We start from the raw sequence: 15090 nt of genomic DNA, 5'->3' as shown, positions 1-15090 counted from the left end.
GATCCGGAGACCCACGCCCGACCATCCGGACAGCCGAGCCCCCGTCTCATCGGATCCGGAACCACGCCCGATCACCCGGGCGGCCGGCCCCGCCGAGGACACGACCGCCCCACCCCGTCGGAGCGGCGACATGCCTGATCAGGCGATCCGCCCCACCCCGTGGCGAGGAGCGCGCCTAATCGCCCAGGCGGTCGGCGAGCTCCAGCCACTCGCCCTCGATCGACTCCTTCTCCGCGAGGATCTCCTTGAGCTGCGCGTCGAGCGAGGCGAGCCGCTCGTAGTCGGCGGCGGCGTCGGCCATGGACGCGTGCAGCTTCGCCTCGCGGCCACTCAGCTTGTCGAGCTGGCGCTCCATCCTGGAGAGCTCCTTGCGGAGGTCGCGCTCGTCCTTCGCCGACAGGCCGGGAGCCGTCTCCTTCGCGCCGGTGGACGAGGTCGCCGAGGCCGTACCCGACACCGCGCCGGAGGCCGCCCGCGCGGACAGGGCCGCCCCCGAGGCCCGGCGGGCCAGGTATTCGTCCACGCCGCCGGGGAGCATCGAGAGCTTGTGGTCGCCGAGCAGGGCGACGGTCCTGTCGGTGACCCGCTCCAGGAAGTAGCGGTCGTGGCTGACCAGGATCAGCGTGCCCGGCCAGCCGTCGAGCAGGTCCTCCAGCTCGTTGAGCGTCTCGATGTCGAGGTCGTTGGTCGGCTCGTCCAGCAGCAGCACGTTGGGGTCGTCCATGAGGAGGCGGAGCAGCTGCAGGCGGCGGCGCTCGCCACCGGACAGGTCGCCGACGACCTTCCACTGCGCGTCGCCCTTGAAGCCGAGGCGCTCAAGCAGCTGGGAGGCGGTCCACTCCTTCTTGCCGACCTGGATGAACTTGCGGACCTCCTCGACGGTCTCCAGCACCCTGCGCGCGGGGTCGAGCTCGCCCAGCTCCTGCGACAGGTGCGCCAGGCGGACCGTCTTGCCGCGTACGAGCCTGCCCGAGTCGGGGTGCACGGTGCCGGCGAGCAGGCGGAGCAGCGACGACTTGCCCGACCCGTTCACGCCGATCAGACCGATCCGGTCGCCGGGACCGAACTGCCAGGTCGTGTGGTCGAGGACCATCGGGCCCTGGCCGGGGCCTCCGGCGTGCAGGGTGACGTCCTCAAGGTCGTAGACCGTACGGCCCAGCCGGGCGGCGGCGAACTTGACCAGCTCGACGCTCTCCCTGGCGGGAGGCTCGTCGGCGATCAGCGCCTGGGCGGCGTCGATGCGGAACTTGGGCTTTGAGGTGCGCGCGGGCGGGCCCCGGCGGAGCCAGGCGATCTCCTTGCGCATCAGGTTCTGGCGACGGGCCTCGGCGGAGGCGGCGATCCGGGCGCGCTCGGCCTTGGCCAGCACGTACGCGGCGTAACCGCCCTCGTAGCGTTCGACCGCGCCGTCCACGACCTCCCACGTCCTGGTGGAGACCGCGTCCAGGAACCACCGGTCGTGGGTCACCACCACCAGCGCGGTCCTGCGGCCCGCCAGGTGCCTGGCGAGCCAGTCGATCGCCTCGATGTCGAGGTGGTTGGTGGGCTCGTCCAGGATGATCAGGTCGTGCTCGTCGATGAGCAGCTTGGCCAGGGCCGTACGGCGCCGCTCACCGCCCGACAGGCTGCCCGCGGGCGCCGTCAGGTCGATGTCGCCGAGCAGATTGGCGAGGATCTCGCGGATGCCCGCGTCACCCGCCCACTCGTGCTCGGACCTGTCGCCCAGGACGATCTCGCTCACCGAGCGCGCCGGGTCGAGGTCGTCGCCCTGCGACAGCGACCCCACCTGGAGCCCTCGGTTGTGGGTGACCCGTCCGCTGTTCGGCTTGAGATCGCCGGCTATCACCGAGATGAGGGTGGTCTTGCCGCCACCGTTGCGGCCGACCACGCCGATGCGGTCGCCCACCTCGATGCCGAGGGAGACGTCGCTGAGCAGGGGCTTGGGACCGTAGGAGTGGGAGACCGACTCAAGATTGACCAGATTCATCGCCAGACAAGCGTATCCGCTCCCAGCCGGCGCGACCCCCGCGGGGAAAACGGCTCCCGCCCGCACGGCCGTCGCGTAGGCCACGGTGACGGCGGCGTCGTCGGCGTCAGACGGCTCCCGCCCGCGCGACCGTCGCCGAGAGGCGGACCCTGCCCTCGGCTGCCCTCGGCTGCCCTCGGCTGTCGCGCCGCCTTCCTCGACGGTCACGCCGCCTCGGTGACCGGGGGCGGTTACACGATCACGGGGCCCGGGACGGGGCCGTGGGCGGTGATGACGTCGCGCGCCACCCCGGCGTCCTTCAGGGAGGCGGCCAGCTCACCCGCGTGGGACTCGGAACGGGCCAGGAAGGCGCAGGTGGGCCCCGAACCGGAGACCAGCGAGCCGAGGGCGCCGTGCTCGCGGCCGGCCTCCAGGGTGCGGGCCAGGGATCCGCGCAGCATCACGGCGGCGGGCTGCAGGTCGTTGCGGAGCTCCGCGCCGAGGGTCTCCGCGTCCCCCTCACGGAGCGCGGCGAGCAGCGGCTCGGCGGCCCGGGGCCAGGCGACCCGCTCGCCGGTCGCCTCGCGGAGGCGGTCGCACTCGGCGTAGACCGTGGCCGTGGACAGGCCGCCGTCGGCGAGCGCGAACACCCAGTGGAAGTCGCCCTCGACCTTCAGCGGGGTGAGCCGCTCGCCCCTGCCGGTGCCGACGGCCGTACCGCCGAGCAGCGCGAACGGGACGTCGCTGCCGATGTCGGCGGCGATCTCCATCAGATCCTCGAGCGGCAGGCCGAGGCCCCACAGCTCGTTGCAGGCGACCAGGGCCGCCGCTGCGTCGGCGCTGCCGCCCGCCATGCCGCCCGCCACCGGGATCGACTTGCGGATGAGCAGGTTCACGCCGTACGAGCGGCCCGCGTGCCCGGCCAGCGCGAGGGCGGCCTTGATCGCGAGGTTCTCGCCGTCCTCGGGCACCTGGTCGGCGGACTCGCCCTCCACCCGGACGCTCATCCCCACCTTCGCGGTGGCCGTGACCTCGTCGAAGATCGAGACGGCGTGGAAGACGTTGACGAGGTCGTGGTAGCCGTCATCCCGCAGCGGCCCCACGGCGAGCTGCAGGTTGACCTTCGCGGGCACGCGGACGGTCACGGAGTCCATGTGCCCCCCTCAAGAGCTCGCTCACTGGTCACGACGTCAGATGGTAACGGGCTCCCTGCGCGGTGCACACGAACGGACCGGCGAATCACGTCACGCACCGCTCTCCACCCCGCCTTCCTGTCCGCTTTCCTTCGTACGGTGCTCGGCGATCCGCGCGAAGTCCTCGACGGTGAGCTGCTCGCCGCGTTCCGAGGGGTCGATCCCCGCGGCCCGCAGCGCCCGCTCGGCGGCGGAGGCCGTACCCGCCCACGAGGCGAGGGCGGCGCGCAGGGTCTTGCGGCGCTGGGCGAAGGCGGCGTCCACCACCGCGAAGACCTCCTCGCGGGTCGCCACGGTCGTGGGCGGCTCCCGCCTGACCATCGCGACCAGGCCGGAGTCGACGTTGGGGACCGGCCAGAAGACCGTGCGGCCGACGGGACCCGCCCGGCGGACGTCGGCGTACCAGGCGGCCTTGACCGAGGGGATGCCGTACACCTTGGAACCGGGGGCGGCGGCGAGCCGGTCGGCGACCTCGGCCTGCACCATGATCAGGACCTTGCTCAGCGACGGCTGCGTCTCCAGCAGGTGCAGCACCACCGGCACGGACACGTTGTAGGGGAGGTTCGCCACCAGCGCGGTCGGCCTCTCCGCGGGAAGGTCCGCGGGCAGGACGCGCATGGCGTCGGCGAGCACCACGGTGAGGCGGTCGGCGAGCTCGGGGGTGTGCTCGGCGACGGTGAGCGGCAGCTGAGCCGCGAGGACGGGGTCGATCTCCACGGCGATCACGCGGCGGACCTCGGGAAGCAGCGCGAGCGTGAGCGATCCCAGCCCCGGACCGACCTCGATGACGACGTCGTCCGGCTCAAGCCCGGCCACCCGCACGATCTTGCGGACCGTGCCCCCGTCGATCACGAAGTTCTGGCCGAGCTTCTTCGTGGGACGAATATTGAGCTTGTTCGCCAAAATACGTATTTCCGCTGGGCCGAGAAGGTTCATGCTGGTTCCCCGTACGCCCGCTCACGGCCGGCACCCATCGGCCCGCTGGGGTCTTTGGCTCGTTCGCCGCGATTACTCAAGGTTGTTCTCCCATGCCATCCGACCAGTTTCCCGCACAGAAGGCGATGCGAGGACGTTCGATGAAGCGCGAGAGGTTCCGTTGTGGATAACGTTGCCGTACGGGGGCCCGACGGTGAGAGAGGGAACCTGCCCGGTGAAGAGGACGTGAACCAGCCCGGTGTCGAAGGGCTGCGCCCCGCCGACCCCGAGCGGATCGGGAGTTACCGCCTGCTCGGACGTCTCGGCGAGGGCGGGATGGGAACCGTGTATCTGGCGCTGGCACCGACGGGACGGCCGGTCGCGCTCAAGGTGGTGAAGGCGGAGTTCGCGATCGAGGACGGCTTCGCGGCGAGGTTTCACACGGAGGTCGAGAACGCCCGCAGGGTGGCCTCGTTCTGCACCGCGCAGGTGCTGGACAACGGCAACGACGACGACGGCCGCCCCTACATGGTCACCGAGTACATCGCGGGCACGCCACTGTCCCGCCAGATCATCGAGCACGGCGCCCTGGAGCAGGGAACCCTGCACGGCGTGGCCCTGGGGGTGGCGGCCGCTCTGGCCGCGATCCACGTCGCCGGTCTGGTACACCGGGACCTCAAGCCCGCCAACGTGATCCTGTCCATGTCGGGACCCCGCGTGATCGACTTCGGCATCGCCAGAGCCCTCGACTCCACGCACAGCTTCACCCGCTCGGGCGAGGTGCTCGGCAGCCCCGGCTGGTGGGCCCCCGAGCAGGTGCGCGGCCTGGAGATCACCCCGGCCGCCGACGTCTTCGCCTGGGGCTGCATGGTCGCGTACGCGGGCAACGGCCGCCACCCCTACGGGCGGGGCGACATGATGACCATGGCGACCCGGCTGCTCACCACCCCACCCGACCTGGGCGCGCTTCCCGCCCCGCTGAACGACCTGGTCCGCCGCGCGACCGAGATGGACCCCTACCAGCGGCCCAGCGCCCAGGACCTGCTGATCGCCCTGGTCGGCGGCGGGATCGCGGCACCGTCCGCTCCCGCGCCCGTGCGGGCCGACCCGCCCACGCTGATCGCGACCGACCTGCTGAACGAGTCGTGGGAGCCGCCTTCCAACGTGGAACCCGACTCCACCCAGACCCTCAGCGCGCTGAACCTGGGGACGGGGTTCGCCGACCCGGCGACGGCACCGACTCCCATCCCCGGCCCGATTCCCGCCCGGCGTCCCGCGGACCCGTTCCCGGGATCGACCCCGTCCGCCCCCGGCGCGGCTTTCCCCTCGGCGCCCCCGGAGGGACCGGGAGCCTCGGCGTCCGGTCCGTTCACCGCGGCCGGTCCGTCCACGACACCGCCGGCCCCCGGGTCCCGGACGACACCGGCGCCCCGCACGGCGGCGACCGCGTCACCGGACTCCCGGACGGCACCGGAGTCGAATCCGCTCCCGTACCCCATGCGGACCGAGTCCACGACATCGCCGTCGCCCCCGTTCACCAGCCCGCTTCAGGCCCGGCCGTCCGGGCCGGAACCGGGCGCCGCACCGGACCGGACGCCGGGGCAGGCACCCGCCGTCGCCCTGCCCTCGTCGCCGCCGTCGCCCTCCACCGGCTTCCAGCCCCCACCGGAATCGGGCGAGCCGGACACCGGGCGGGCGGCCCCCCGGCGGCGCTGGTTGTTCGCCGGACTGGCCGTGCTCGCGGCGCTCGCCGTCACGGTCGTCGTCCTGCTGAACACCGGTGGGGGAAACGCGACCAACGGCGCGGGGCAGGCGTCGCAGGGCGCCACCGGTGAGACCGGTGACCTCGCAGGCACCGGCGACACCGACGTGGGCCGCATGATCACGACCGGCTCCCTCATCGAGGACCCGCAGCTGATCATCCCGCGGACCCCGACCTGCGGGCTCACCTCGTACCGGGGCGCCACCCCGGCGCGCGGCCGGTTCTGCACGATCCCGTTCACACTGATCAACACCGGTGGGGAGTCTGTGCAGCTCGACGGCACCCCGGTCACGCTGGTCGACGATCGCGGCGCGACGCACACCTCCGAGGAGACGTCGACGGCCGTGCCCGCCGCCCTGGCCCCCGGGGCGAAAGTGGACGGCGTCCTCGTCTTCGACCTGCCACCGGCCCGCAAGCCCGCGAAGCTGACCGGTGTGGTGATCAAGGGAGGCAGGAACATCGAGGTGAGGTTGTCGTGAGACTGCTGCTCCCCTTCGCGGCGACGGCCGCGATCGCGCTCGCCTCCACCGGGGCCGCCGAGGCGCTCACCGCGCCCGGCGGGATCCTCGCGACCGGATCCGCCGCCGCCTCGCCCGCCGACTGCGCCGGAGCGGGCGTGAGCGACTTCAACGGCGACGGCCTGGAGGACGTGGCGGTCGGCGATCCGTTCGCCAACCCCGGCGGGCTGGCCGGGGCGGGGGCCGCCCACGTGCTCTTCGGCCGGGGAGAGAGCGGGAAGGTCGTGACCGTCCCCGAGACGAAGGCCGGAGACGGCTTCGGGTGGTCGGTGCGGCTGGCCAAGATCGACGGTGACGGCTGCGCGGACCTGCTCGTCGGCGCCCCGTACGCGGACGTGGCGGGCGTCGAGGACGCGGGCGCGGTCTACGTGGTGTACGGCGGCCCAGGGGGCAGGACGGTCCGCCTGGTCGCTCCCAAGCCCGAGGCCGACGCCCACTTCGGCTGGTCCCTCACCTCCGGCGGGACGATGGTGGCGGTCGGGGCCCCGCACGAGGACGCCGACGGTACGGCCGACTCCGGCGCGGTCTACCTCTTCGACACCGCGACGCTCGGTACGGGCCGGCGGATCTCCCAGGAGACCGAGGGCGTGACGGGCAACGGCGAGGTCGGCGACATGTTCGGCTGGTCACTCGCGATCGGCAGGCTCGGCGGCGCCCTGGACGAGCCGGATCTCGCGGTCGGGGTGCCGTACGAGAACGACGACGGGGCGGGCCGCCAGGTCGACGCGGGTAAACGCGACTCGGGGTCGATCACGGTGATCTACGACGTGCGGGAGCCCAAGGACGAGTACGGGAGCAGGAAGTGGGACCTTCGTGAGGTGGCCAGGTCCGAGACGGGCGACCGGTTCGGCTACGCGATGGCCTACGCCGAGCGGGACGACGTCGGCTACCTCGCCGTGAGCGCACCGCTCGGCGACGGCGGGGCGGTGAAGAACTCCGGCCTCGTCCAGCTGTTCCAGTCATCGGGCACCCAGGCGATCACCCCTCTCGCCACCCTTCACCAGGGTTCGGAAGGGGCTCCGGGCGAGGGCTACGGATTCTCGCTCGCGTTCACCGGCGAGGGAGGCGGAGGGGAGGTCAGGCTCGCGGTCGGCGTACCCTTCGACGCCGACGGCCAGGGCGGCGTGCGTCTGATCACGATGGGCGAACAGGGGCCAGGCAGGCTGATCACCCAGAACGGGGCGGGTGACCACTTCGGCTGGTCGGTCGGGTTCAGCGGAAACAGGCTGGTCGCGGGAGCGCCCGACAGGGGAGGCGCGGGAGCGGTCGTCCTGCTGGGCCGCAACGACACCGAGGGAGTCCCGCTCTCGCCGGGCACCGGCGGGATTCCGGCCCTCGAAGGTGCCGCCTCCGTCGACTTCGGCGCCTCCGTGGGCTGAGACTCCCGGCTCGGACACCCCGCGAGCCGGAAGCTCGGGCCCGGCTCCGGCGGCCGGGAGGAACGGGCTCGGGGCCCGTGAGGACCCGGTGCGGACGGGTCCCGGACCCGCCCTCAGCTGGGAACGGACGGGTTCCGGACCCGCGAGGAAGAGCACAAGCCCCGGGCCGGGAAAGGGCAGGTTCCGGACCCGCTGTCGGCGGGGTCCGAGCCTTGGTCACCAGGAGCCGAAGACGGTCTCCCCGTTGGCGCTGACGGCGGTGGCCAGCTCGGCGAGGTCGGCCCCCTTCACCTCGGCGAGGCAGCGCAGCGTGAGCGGTATGAGGTAGGGAGCGTTGGGTTTGCCCCGGTGAGGGGTGGGCGGCAGATAGGGCGCGTCGGTCTCGACGAGGATCAGCTCTCGCGGTGCGACCCGCGCGGCCTCACGGAGGTAGGCCGCGTTCTTGTAGGTCACCGGACCGGAAAAAGACATGAAATATCCGGCATCGACGCACTGCTTCGCCATCCCGGCGTCACCGGAGAAGCTGTGGAACACCACGACCTCGGGAGCGCCCTCCTCGGCCAGCACCCGCAGCACGTCGTCGTGGGCCTCGCGATCGTGGATCACCAGGGCCTTGCCGGTCCGCTTGGCGATCTCGATGTGCGCGCGGAAGCTGGCGTGCTGGTCCTCCTTTGACGCCCAGTCTCGGTAGTAGTCGAGCCCGGTCTCCCCCACCGCCCTGACGTGCGGCAGGCGGGCCAGCCGCTCGATCTCGGCGAGGGTCTCCGGCGTCGAGGCGTGCGCCTCGTTGGGGTGGATGGCCACCCCGGCGTAGACGTCCGCGTGGAGGGCGGCCGTCTCGGCGTTCCAGCGCGAGGACGGCAGGTCGTAGCCGATGGTGACGAGCCGCGTCACGCCGACGGCGCGGGCCTCGTCGAGGATGCCCTCGACGCTCGCCCGAGCCGCCTGCGCGGCCTGGGCCACCGGGTCACCGGAGGACGCCTGGCGGTTGCCCACCATGATGTCCAGGTGGCAGTGGCTGTCGAACACCTCTGCTGGCAGGGGCTTGGGCGCGGCGGGAAGGCTCGGCGTGCTCACGGCGTCCAACCTACCGAGAAGCGGGCACGGCCCGCGCCCACCGAGCGGCCCGTACGGCCCTCGTCCCCCCGGAGGCGGCCTCGCACCGGCAGGGGCCGCCGCTGCCCGTACCGTACGGCCCTCGTCCACCCCGAGGCGACGGCCCGCGCCCGGAACCGGGCGCGGGCCGTGGACGTCCGGCGAACCACGCGCTTCACAACCGACCGCCGGACGTCCTGAGGGTCACACGCTTCACAGGGGTCACAGAACGCCCCGACAAGCCGCGGGACGTCCGGCGAACCACACGTTTCCCAGGAACCGCGGGACCCGTCCTACTCGCCCAGGCGGGCCAGCTCCTCTTCGACGATCTTCGGGTCGAGCTTGACGAAGAGCGGGGTCGGCGGGGCGAGCGGGGAGCCCACCCGGATCGGGGACGACTCCCAGCGCGCGGCGCCCTCGTAGGAGCCGGTGATGATCGGGTAGGTCCGGCCGTCGTCGTCGGTGACCTCGTGGATCTCCGGCATTCCCGACCAGACCCCGGTGCCGCCGAGCATCGCGTAGATCTTGTTGGAGGAGTTGGGCAGGACCGGGGTGAGCAGCGTCTTGGCGTCGTCCACGACCTGCAGGGCGACGTGCAGGATGGTCTTCACCCGCTCGGGGTTGTCCTTGATCTTCCAGGGCTCCTGTTCGGCCAGGTATCGGTTGGCCTCGCGGATGACCTCGAACGCCTCGTTCGTCGCGTTCTTGAAGCGGCAGTGCTGGAACTCGACGGCGACCTTCGGGAAGGCCTCGCGGCTGCGCTCCAGCATGGCGCGGTCGGCGTCGGTGAGATCGCCCGCCTCGGGGATGACCCCGAAGTTCTTGGCGGCCATCGAGATCGAGCGGTTCACCAGGTTGCCCCAGGCCGCCACCAGCTCGCCGTTGTTGCGGTTGAGGAACTCCGACCAGGTGAAGTCGGTGTCCTGGTTCTCCGGGCCCGCCACAGCAATGTAGTAGCGCAGCGCGTCGGCGTCGTAGCGCTCCAGGAAGTCGCGAACGTAGATGACCACCTGACGGGAGGAGGAGAACTTGCGCCCCTCCATCGTGAGGAACTCGCTGGAGACGACCTCGGAGGGGAGGTTCAGCGCGCCGAGCGCGCCCGGCTCGCCGTCGCGGGCACCCCGGCCGTTGTAGCCGAGCAGCATCGCCGGCCAGATCTCCGCGTGGAAGACGATGTTGTCCTTGCCCATGAAGTAGTAACTCAGGGCCTCGGGGTCCTGCCACCACCGGCGCCAGGCGTCGGGGTCGCCGGAGCGGCGGGCCCACTCGATGGACGCGCTGAGATAGCCGATCACCGCGTCGAACCAGACGTAGAGCCGCTTGTTGGTCTGGTCGCTCCACCCCTCCAGCGGGATCGGCACGCCCCAGTCGAGGTCGCGGCTGATCGCGCGGGGCTGCATGTCGCCGAGCATGTTGAGGGCGAACTTCAGCACGTTGGGCCGCCAGTCGCCCTCCTTGGAGCGCAGCCACGACGCCAGGACCTCGGCGAACGCGGGAAGGTCGAGCATGAAGTGCTCGGTCTCCACGAAGTCCGGCGTCTCACCGTTGACCTTGCTCACCGGGTTGATCAGCTGGATCGGGTCGAGCTGGTTGCCGCAGTTGTCGCACTGGTCGCCACGGGCGCTCTCGTAACCGCAGATCGGGCAGGTGCCCTCGATGTAGCGGTCGGGCAGGGTGCGCCCGGTGGAGGGCGAGATGGCGCCCATCGTGGTCTGGGGGAAGATATAGCCGTTGTCGTGGAGTCCCTTGAAGATCTGCTGGGTGACCGCGTAGTGGTTTTCCGTGGTGGTCCGGGTGAACAGGTCGTAGGAGAGCCCCAGCGCCTGGAGGTCCTCGACGATCACCCTGTTGTAGCGGTCGGCGAGCTCGCGGGCGGTGAGGCCCTCCTTGTCGGCCTGAACCTGGATCGGGGTGCCGTGCTCGTCGGTCCCGCTCACCATGAGGACCTTGTTGCCCGCCATCCGCTGGTAGCGGCTGAAGACGTCGGACGGCACGCCGAATCCGGAGACGTGCCCGATGTGGCGGGGGCCGTTGGCATAGGGCCAGGCGACCGCGGTCAGGATGTGCTGGGACATGGTGCAAGCCTAAGGGACGCGGCCGCGGTCCTTGGTGCCGTCATGCCTCTTGGAGGCCTCCGCTTTCCCGAAGTCGCCGCCGCCGCGGAGCCCGCGCTCTCCCGAACCGCCGTGACGTTCAAGGCAGCCGCTCTCCCGAACCGCCATGACGTCCGGGACGGCCGTTCTCCCGGGCCGCCGTGGCGTCCAGGACGGCCACGGCGGCACCGGCGCGGCCGGCCCTCAGCGGAGGCGTCGGCCGGTTCGGCTCAGGGCAGCCGCGGCGACACCGGGGTGGCACCCTCGGCCGGGGTGGTCGGTTCGCCCGCGGCGGCGCGGCTGACGGCCTCGGCGGCCTCCTCGGCGGCGGAGGCGGCCACGTCGATGGGCGTCTCCCTCGTACGGCGGATGCCCAGGATGCTGATGAACAGCGACGCGAAGATCGTCTGGAAGCTCACGATCAGCGCGGTGGCCGAGGGCACGACGATGCGCAGCGACTCCGAGGGGATCAGCGGGCCGAAGCTGCGCGTCTGCCAGTGGACCAGTGAGGCGACCAGGCCGCCCAGACCCCCCAGGGCGAGCAGGCCGCCGACGATCAGGCCCTTCTCCAGGCTCACGATGTCGACGAGCTTGCGCACCCTCCTGTCTTCGGGAAGGAAGCCCTCCTCCGCCGCGTACACCTTGGTGAACAGGGCGAACAGGGACGCCTGGAAGCCGATCACCACCATGGCCGAGGCGCCGACCAGGGTGTCGACGTCGAAGGCGAGCTTGCCGATGTAGACGGGGCCGAAGGTGAGGGCGGCGCCCGCGACCAGGCCGATCGTCATCATGACCAGGCCGGGGATGAAGAACAGCCAGCGCGGGCTGTAGAGCAGCAGGAAGCGCAGGTGGCGCCAGCCGTCGCGCCAGGAGCGCAGGTGCGGCGGGCGGGAGCGGCCGTCGGGCGACAGCGTGGTGGGCACCTCGCGCACGTCCAGCCCGGAAAGCGTCGAGCGGACCACCATCTCGCTGGCGAACTCCATGCCGCCGGTCTGCAGGCCGAGCTTGAGGATGGAGTCGCGCCGGAAGCCGCGCAGGCCGCAGTGGAAGTCGCCGATCGCGCTGGGGAAGAACAGCCGGCCGATGAAGGAGAGCACCGGGTTGCCCAGGTAGCGGTGCAGCGGGGGCATGGCGCCCGGCGCGATACCGCCCTTGAAGCGGTTGCCCATCACCAGGTCGGCACCGTCACGGAGCTGCTCGACGAACGGCAGCAGGGCGGTGAAGTCGTAGGAGTCGTCGGCGTCGCCCATGATGACGTAGCGACCGCGCGCCGCGCGGATCCCCCCCATCAGCGCGTTGCCGTACCCCTTCGCGTCGACGTGCACGACGCGGGCCCCGGCCTCCCGGGCGAGTTGCTGTGAGCCGTCCGTGCTGCCGTTGTCGGCGATCAGGACTTCCCCGTCGATTCCGTGCTCCCGCATGCAGGCGAGCGCCTTGCGTACGCAGGTCTCCACGGTCTCCGCCTCGTTCAAGCAAGGCATGACCACGGTCAGTTCCACGTCTCAACCCTTCACTCACGGCACAGGCCAATCTCACCATGATGCCCTCTGCAGTCCCCTGCCCGGGTCAACTCCCTGAAACGACTGGCATCCTGTAGTGCATGGTGACCGTCGCCGACCGCCCTAGCCCGGACGTGCCTCCGCCCGACCGGGTCGCTCGCCTATGGGCGTTTCTCTATCGGCATCGTGTCTTCGTGGCCGCCCTGGCGCTGGCGTTCGTGCTGCGTGTGGTCACCATGCTCGGGTACGGCCCCGCCCAGTGGTTCAACGACTCCTACGAGTATGTCTCCGGGGCGGTGAACCCCGACCGTCCCAGTGCCCTGAGGCCGAACGGTTACTCCTTTCTGCTCCTGTTGATGCGGCCGCTGCAGAGTTTCGCGCTGGTGGCCTTCGTCCAGCACCTGATGGGCCTGGGCGTCGCGGTGCTGATCTACTCCCTGCTGCGGGTGAGGTTCGGGCTGCCCGGCTGGGGGGCGACGCTCGCCGCGGTGCCGGTGCTGTTCGACGCGTACCAGATCCAGCTCGAACACCTGATCATGTCCGACGCGATGTTCATGCTGCTCGTCGTGGGTGTGATCACGCTGGTGCTCTGGCACCGGCGGATGTCCTGGCGGCTCGGTGCGGTGGTCGGGCTGCTGCTCGCCCTCACCGCGCTCACCCGGTCGATCGGCCTGCCGATCCTCGTGCTGGTCGTGATCTACCTGATGGTGAAGCGCACGGCCTGGAAGACGATCGCGGCCATGGTGGTCGCGTGCGCGCTCCCCGTGACCGGATACATGGCCTGGTTCGCGTCCGCGCACGGCAACTTCGCGATGACCAACAGCGACGGCGCGATTCTCTACATGCGGACGGCGCTGTTCGCCGACTGCCGGAAAATGAAGGTCGATCCTCGCGAGGAGCTGGAGCTGGCGCTGCTGTGCATCAGCGCGCCGCCGGGCCAGCGCGGCTTCTCCGGCCAGAAATACCTCTGGTGGGCGCAGAACGGTCAGCGCTTCCACGCCTTCGGGGTGGGCAGCACGTTCACTCCCGAGACGAACAAGACCGCGGGCGCGTTCGCCCAGCGGGCCATCCTGTCCCAGCCGCTCGACTATCTCAGCCTGGTGGCCGGTGACTTCTTCCGCGCCTTCCACTGGGGCCGGCCGCGTTTCCCCGACTTCAACACCTACCGGCAGTACGAGTTCCTGCCGGAGAACAAGATCCTTCCCGCCTGGTCGTCGTACCGGGGCAGCACCGACACCGACGCGCAGAAGTACGATCCGGGCCTGCGGACCGCGCAGATCCAGGGCAAGCTGCGCGTGATCGGCACCGATGTCACCGATCCGTGGGCCGGTTTCCTGCAGGCGTACCAGCGGGTCGTCCGGCTGCCGGGCATCGTGCTCGGCGGGCTGCTCCTGGTCGGACTGGTCGGGGTGGCGGTGCGCTGGCGGAAGCTGGGCGGGCCGGTGCTGCTGCCGTGGCTCGCCTCGCTCGGCCTCATCCTGGCACCGGCGGCGACGGCCGAGTTCGACTACCGCTACCTGTTGCCCGCGGTTCCGCTGGCGTGCATGGCGGCGGCGATCTCGCTGCGCCACGGGTTCTCGGGACCCGTCACCGCCGCGCCCGCCGCCGTCGCCCCCGGCAGCGTCACCCCTGACGGCGTCACCCCCGACGGCGTCACATCCGGCGCCGCATCGGATGCCCTGGGCGACGCCACCACGGGCGGCGGTGTCACAGGCGGTGTCGCGAACGGTGTCACAGGCGACCCGGCCGAGAGCGGTCTCGGCACGGGCGGCCCGGTCACGATCATCCCCGATCCCGCCGCGTTGCCCGGTCCCGTCACACCTGATCCCGTCACACCCAGCTCCGGAACAGCATCCGCGTCCACCACTGGGAGTGCGAAATGAGCTCGGCGCTGAGCACCGGGTAGAGCCATCCGAAGTTGATCAGCGCGAGGAGCGTGAAGGCCCCGACGACCGCGGCCCCCACCGCCCTGCGGTTGGGCGCGGCGTCCGCCTTTCCGATGATCAGCCCGGCGGCCAGGGTGAGCGCGAGGATCATGAAGGGGACCATCGGGATCATGTAGAAGAGATACATGGTCCGGCCGTCGGCGATCGCCCAGTAGAACCAGGGGAGCCAGCCGGCGGCGTAGCCGACGAGCACGGCTCCGGCCCGCCAGTCGCGGGTGGCGACGTACCAGGCGATCATGGCGATGAGGGCGACCAGGCCCCCGTACCAGATGACCGGGGTGCCCACCCCGAGCACCGCCTCGGCGCAGCTGTCGGCGCCGCATCCGGTCTTGTCCGGCGGATAGTGGAACGCCACGGGGCGTAGCAGCAGCGGCCAGGTCCAGGGGTCGGATTCGTAGTTGTGCGGGGTCGCCAGGCCGGTGTGAAAGCCGAGCACCTGGAAGTGGTAGCTCAGCCAGGAGCGCAGCGAGTCGAAGACGAAGAAGGCCGGCCCGTGCGAGGTCGCCTGGACCCAGTTGCGGCCCCAGCCCAGCGGGGAGGCGAACCAGCCCGCCCACGAGACGACGTAGGTGACCGCGGGCAGCAGGCCCATCACCAGCACGACGCCGGTCAGATCCCGGTTCAGCGCTCCGGCGTACGGTCTGCGCAGGCCGATGGCTCGGCGGGCTCCGGCGTCCCACAGCAGTGACATGATCGCGAAGGCGATGAGGAAGAAGACGCCCGA

Annotated in this window: 9 protein-coding genes and 1 pseudogene; 3 read left to right on the top strand and 7 right to left on the bottom strand. The window is 71.2% G+C overall.

All coding sequences use genetic code 11. From position 1 onward, the window contains the following. Positions 1-175: 175 nt before the first annotated feature. The 3 genes from ACFY3V_RS23710 to rsmA form a co-directional block, all read right to left on the bottom strand. Positions 176-1987 (bottom strand): ABC-F family ATP-binding cassette domain-containing protein, encoded by a 1812-nt coding sequence (locus ACFY3V_RS23710; RefSeq protein WP_362898792.1) that lies wholly within the window; start codon positions 1985-1987, stop codon positions 176-178. A 230-nt stretch (positions 1988-2217) separates the two neighbouring features. Beyond that, positions 2218-3120, bottom strand: a complete 903-nt coding sequence (locus tag ACFY3V_RS23705) for a 4-(cytidine 5'-diphospho)-2-C-methyl-D-erythritol kinase (protein WP_362898790.1) — start codon at positions 3118-3120, stop codon at positions 2218-2220. A 90-nt stretch (positions 3121-3210) separates the two neighbouring features. Further along, complete coding sequence (gene rsmA / locus ACFY3V_RS23700) at positions 3211-4095, bottom strand: 16S rRNA (adenine(1518)-N(6)/adenine(1519)-N(6))-dimethyltransferase RsmA (protein WP_362898788.1); 885 nt, start codon at positions 4093-4095, stop codon at positions 3211-3213. Between the two features lie 225 nt (positions 4096-4320). Here rsmA and ACFY3V_RS23695 point away from each other — a divergent pair, with 225 nt between their 5' ends. Continuing rightward, complete coding sequence (locus tag ACFY3V_RS23695; RefSeq protein WP_389776266.1) at positions 4321-6315, top strand: protein kinase; 1995 nt, start codon at positions 4321-4323, stop codon at positions 6313-6315. After that, positions 6312-7733 carry an FG-GAP-like repeat-containing protein gene (locus ACFY3V_RS23690; protein ID WP_362898784.1) on the top strand — a complete coding sequence of 474 codons (1422 nt, stop codon included), beginning with the start codon at positions 6312-6314 and terminating at the stop codon, positions 7731-7733. Before ACFY3V_RS23695 ends, ACFY3V_RS23690 begins: the two co-directional genes overlap by 4 nt. Before the next feature lie 216 nt (positions 7734-7949). Here the strand turns inward: ACFY3V_RS23690 and ACFY3V_RS23685 are convergent, their stop codons facing one another. The 3 genes from ACFY3V_RS23685 to ACFY3V_RS23675 all read right to left on the bottom strand — a co-directional run bounded on the left by ACFY3V_RS23685 (position 7950) and on the right by ACFY3V_RS23675 (position 12420). Beyond that, complete coding sequence (locus tag ACFY3V_RS23685) at positions 7950-8810, bottom strand: TatD family hydrolase (protein WP_362898782.1); 861 nt, start codon at positions 8808-8810, stop codon at positions 7950-7952. Between the two features lie 311 nt (positions 8811-9121). Then, the gene (gene metG, locus ACFY3V_RS23680) at positions 9122-10903 is read right to left on the bottom strand and encodes a methionine--tRNA ligase (RefSeq protein WP_350950206.1); all 1782 of its coding nucleotides are present in this window, start codon (positions 10901-10903) and stop codon (positions 9122-9124) included. A 248-nt stretch (positions 10904-11151) separates the two neighbouring features. Beyond that, a complete protein-coding gene (locus tag ACFY3V_RS23675) occupies positions 11152-12420 on the bottom strand; it encodes a glycosyltransferase (protein ID WP_350950205.1) in 1269 nt (422 codons plus the stop codon). Between the two features lie 194 nt (positions 12421-12614). Between ACFY3V_RS23675 and ACFY3V_RS23670 the strand changes: the two genes are divergently transcribed. Beyond that, positions 12615-14303 (top strand): hypothetical protein, encoded by a 1689-nt coding sequence (locus ACFY3V_RS23670; protein ID WP_389776260.1) that lies wholly within the window; start codon positions 12615-12617, stop codon positions 14301-14303. Here the strand turns inward: ACFY3V_RS23670 and ACFY3V_RS23665 are convergent. After that, a pseudogene (locus ACFY3V_RS23665) lies at positions 14251-15090 on the bottom strand (phospholipid carrier-dependent glycosyltransferase); the annotation flags it as partial. The gene ACFY3V_RS23670 and the pseudogene ACFY3V_RS23665 sit on opposite strands and share 53 nt — an antisense overlap.

It is taken from the genome of Streptosporangium sp. NPDC000095 (assembly GCF_042899335.1).
Taxonomy (GTDB): Bacteria; Actinomycetota; Actinomycetes; order Streptosporangiales; family Streptosporangiaceae; genus Streptosporangium.
This window is presented reverse-complemented; position numbering and strand designations above follow the sequence as displayed.

Coding starts and splice junctions, on each gene's coding strand:
- ACFY3V_RS23705 (WP_362898790.1), bottom strand. CDS start 3,120: ATGGACTCCGTGACCGTCCGCGTGCCCGCGAAGGTCAACCTGCAGCTC.
- ACFY3V_RS23710 (WP_362898792.1), bottom strand. CDS start 1,987: ATGAATCTGGTCAATCTTGAGTCGGTCTCCCACTCCTACGGTCCCAAG.
- rsmA (WP_362898788.1), bottom strand. CDS start 4,095: ATGAACCTTCTCGGCCCAGCGGAAATACGTATTTTGGCGAACAAGCTC.
- metG (WP_350950206.1), bottom strand. CDS start 10,903: ATGTCCCAGCACATCCTGACCGCGGTCGCCTGGCCCTATGCCAACGGC.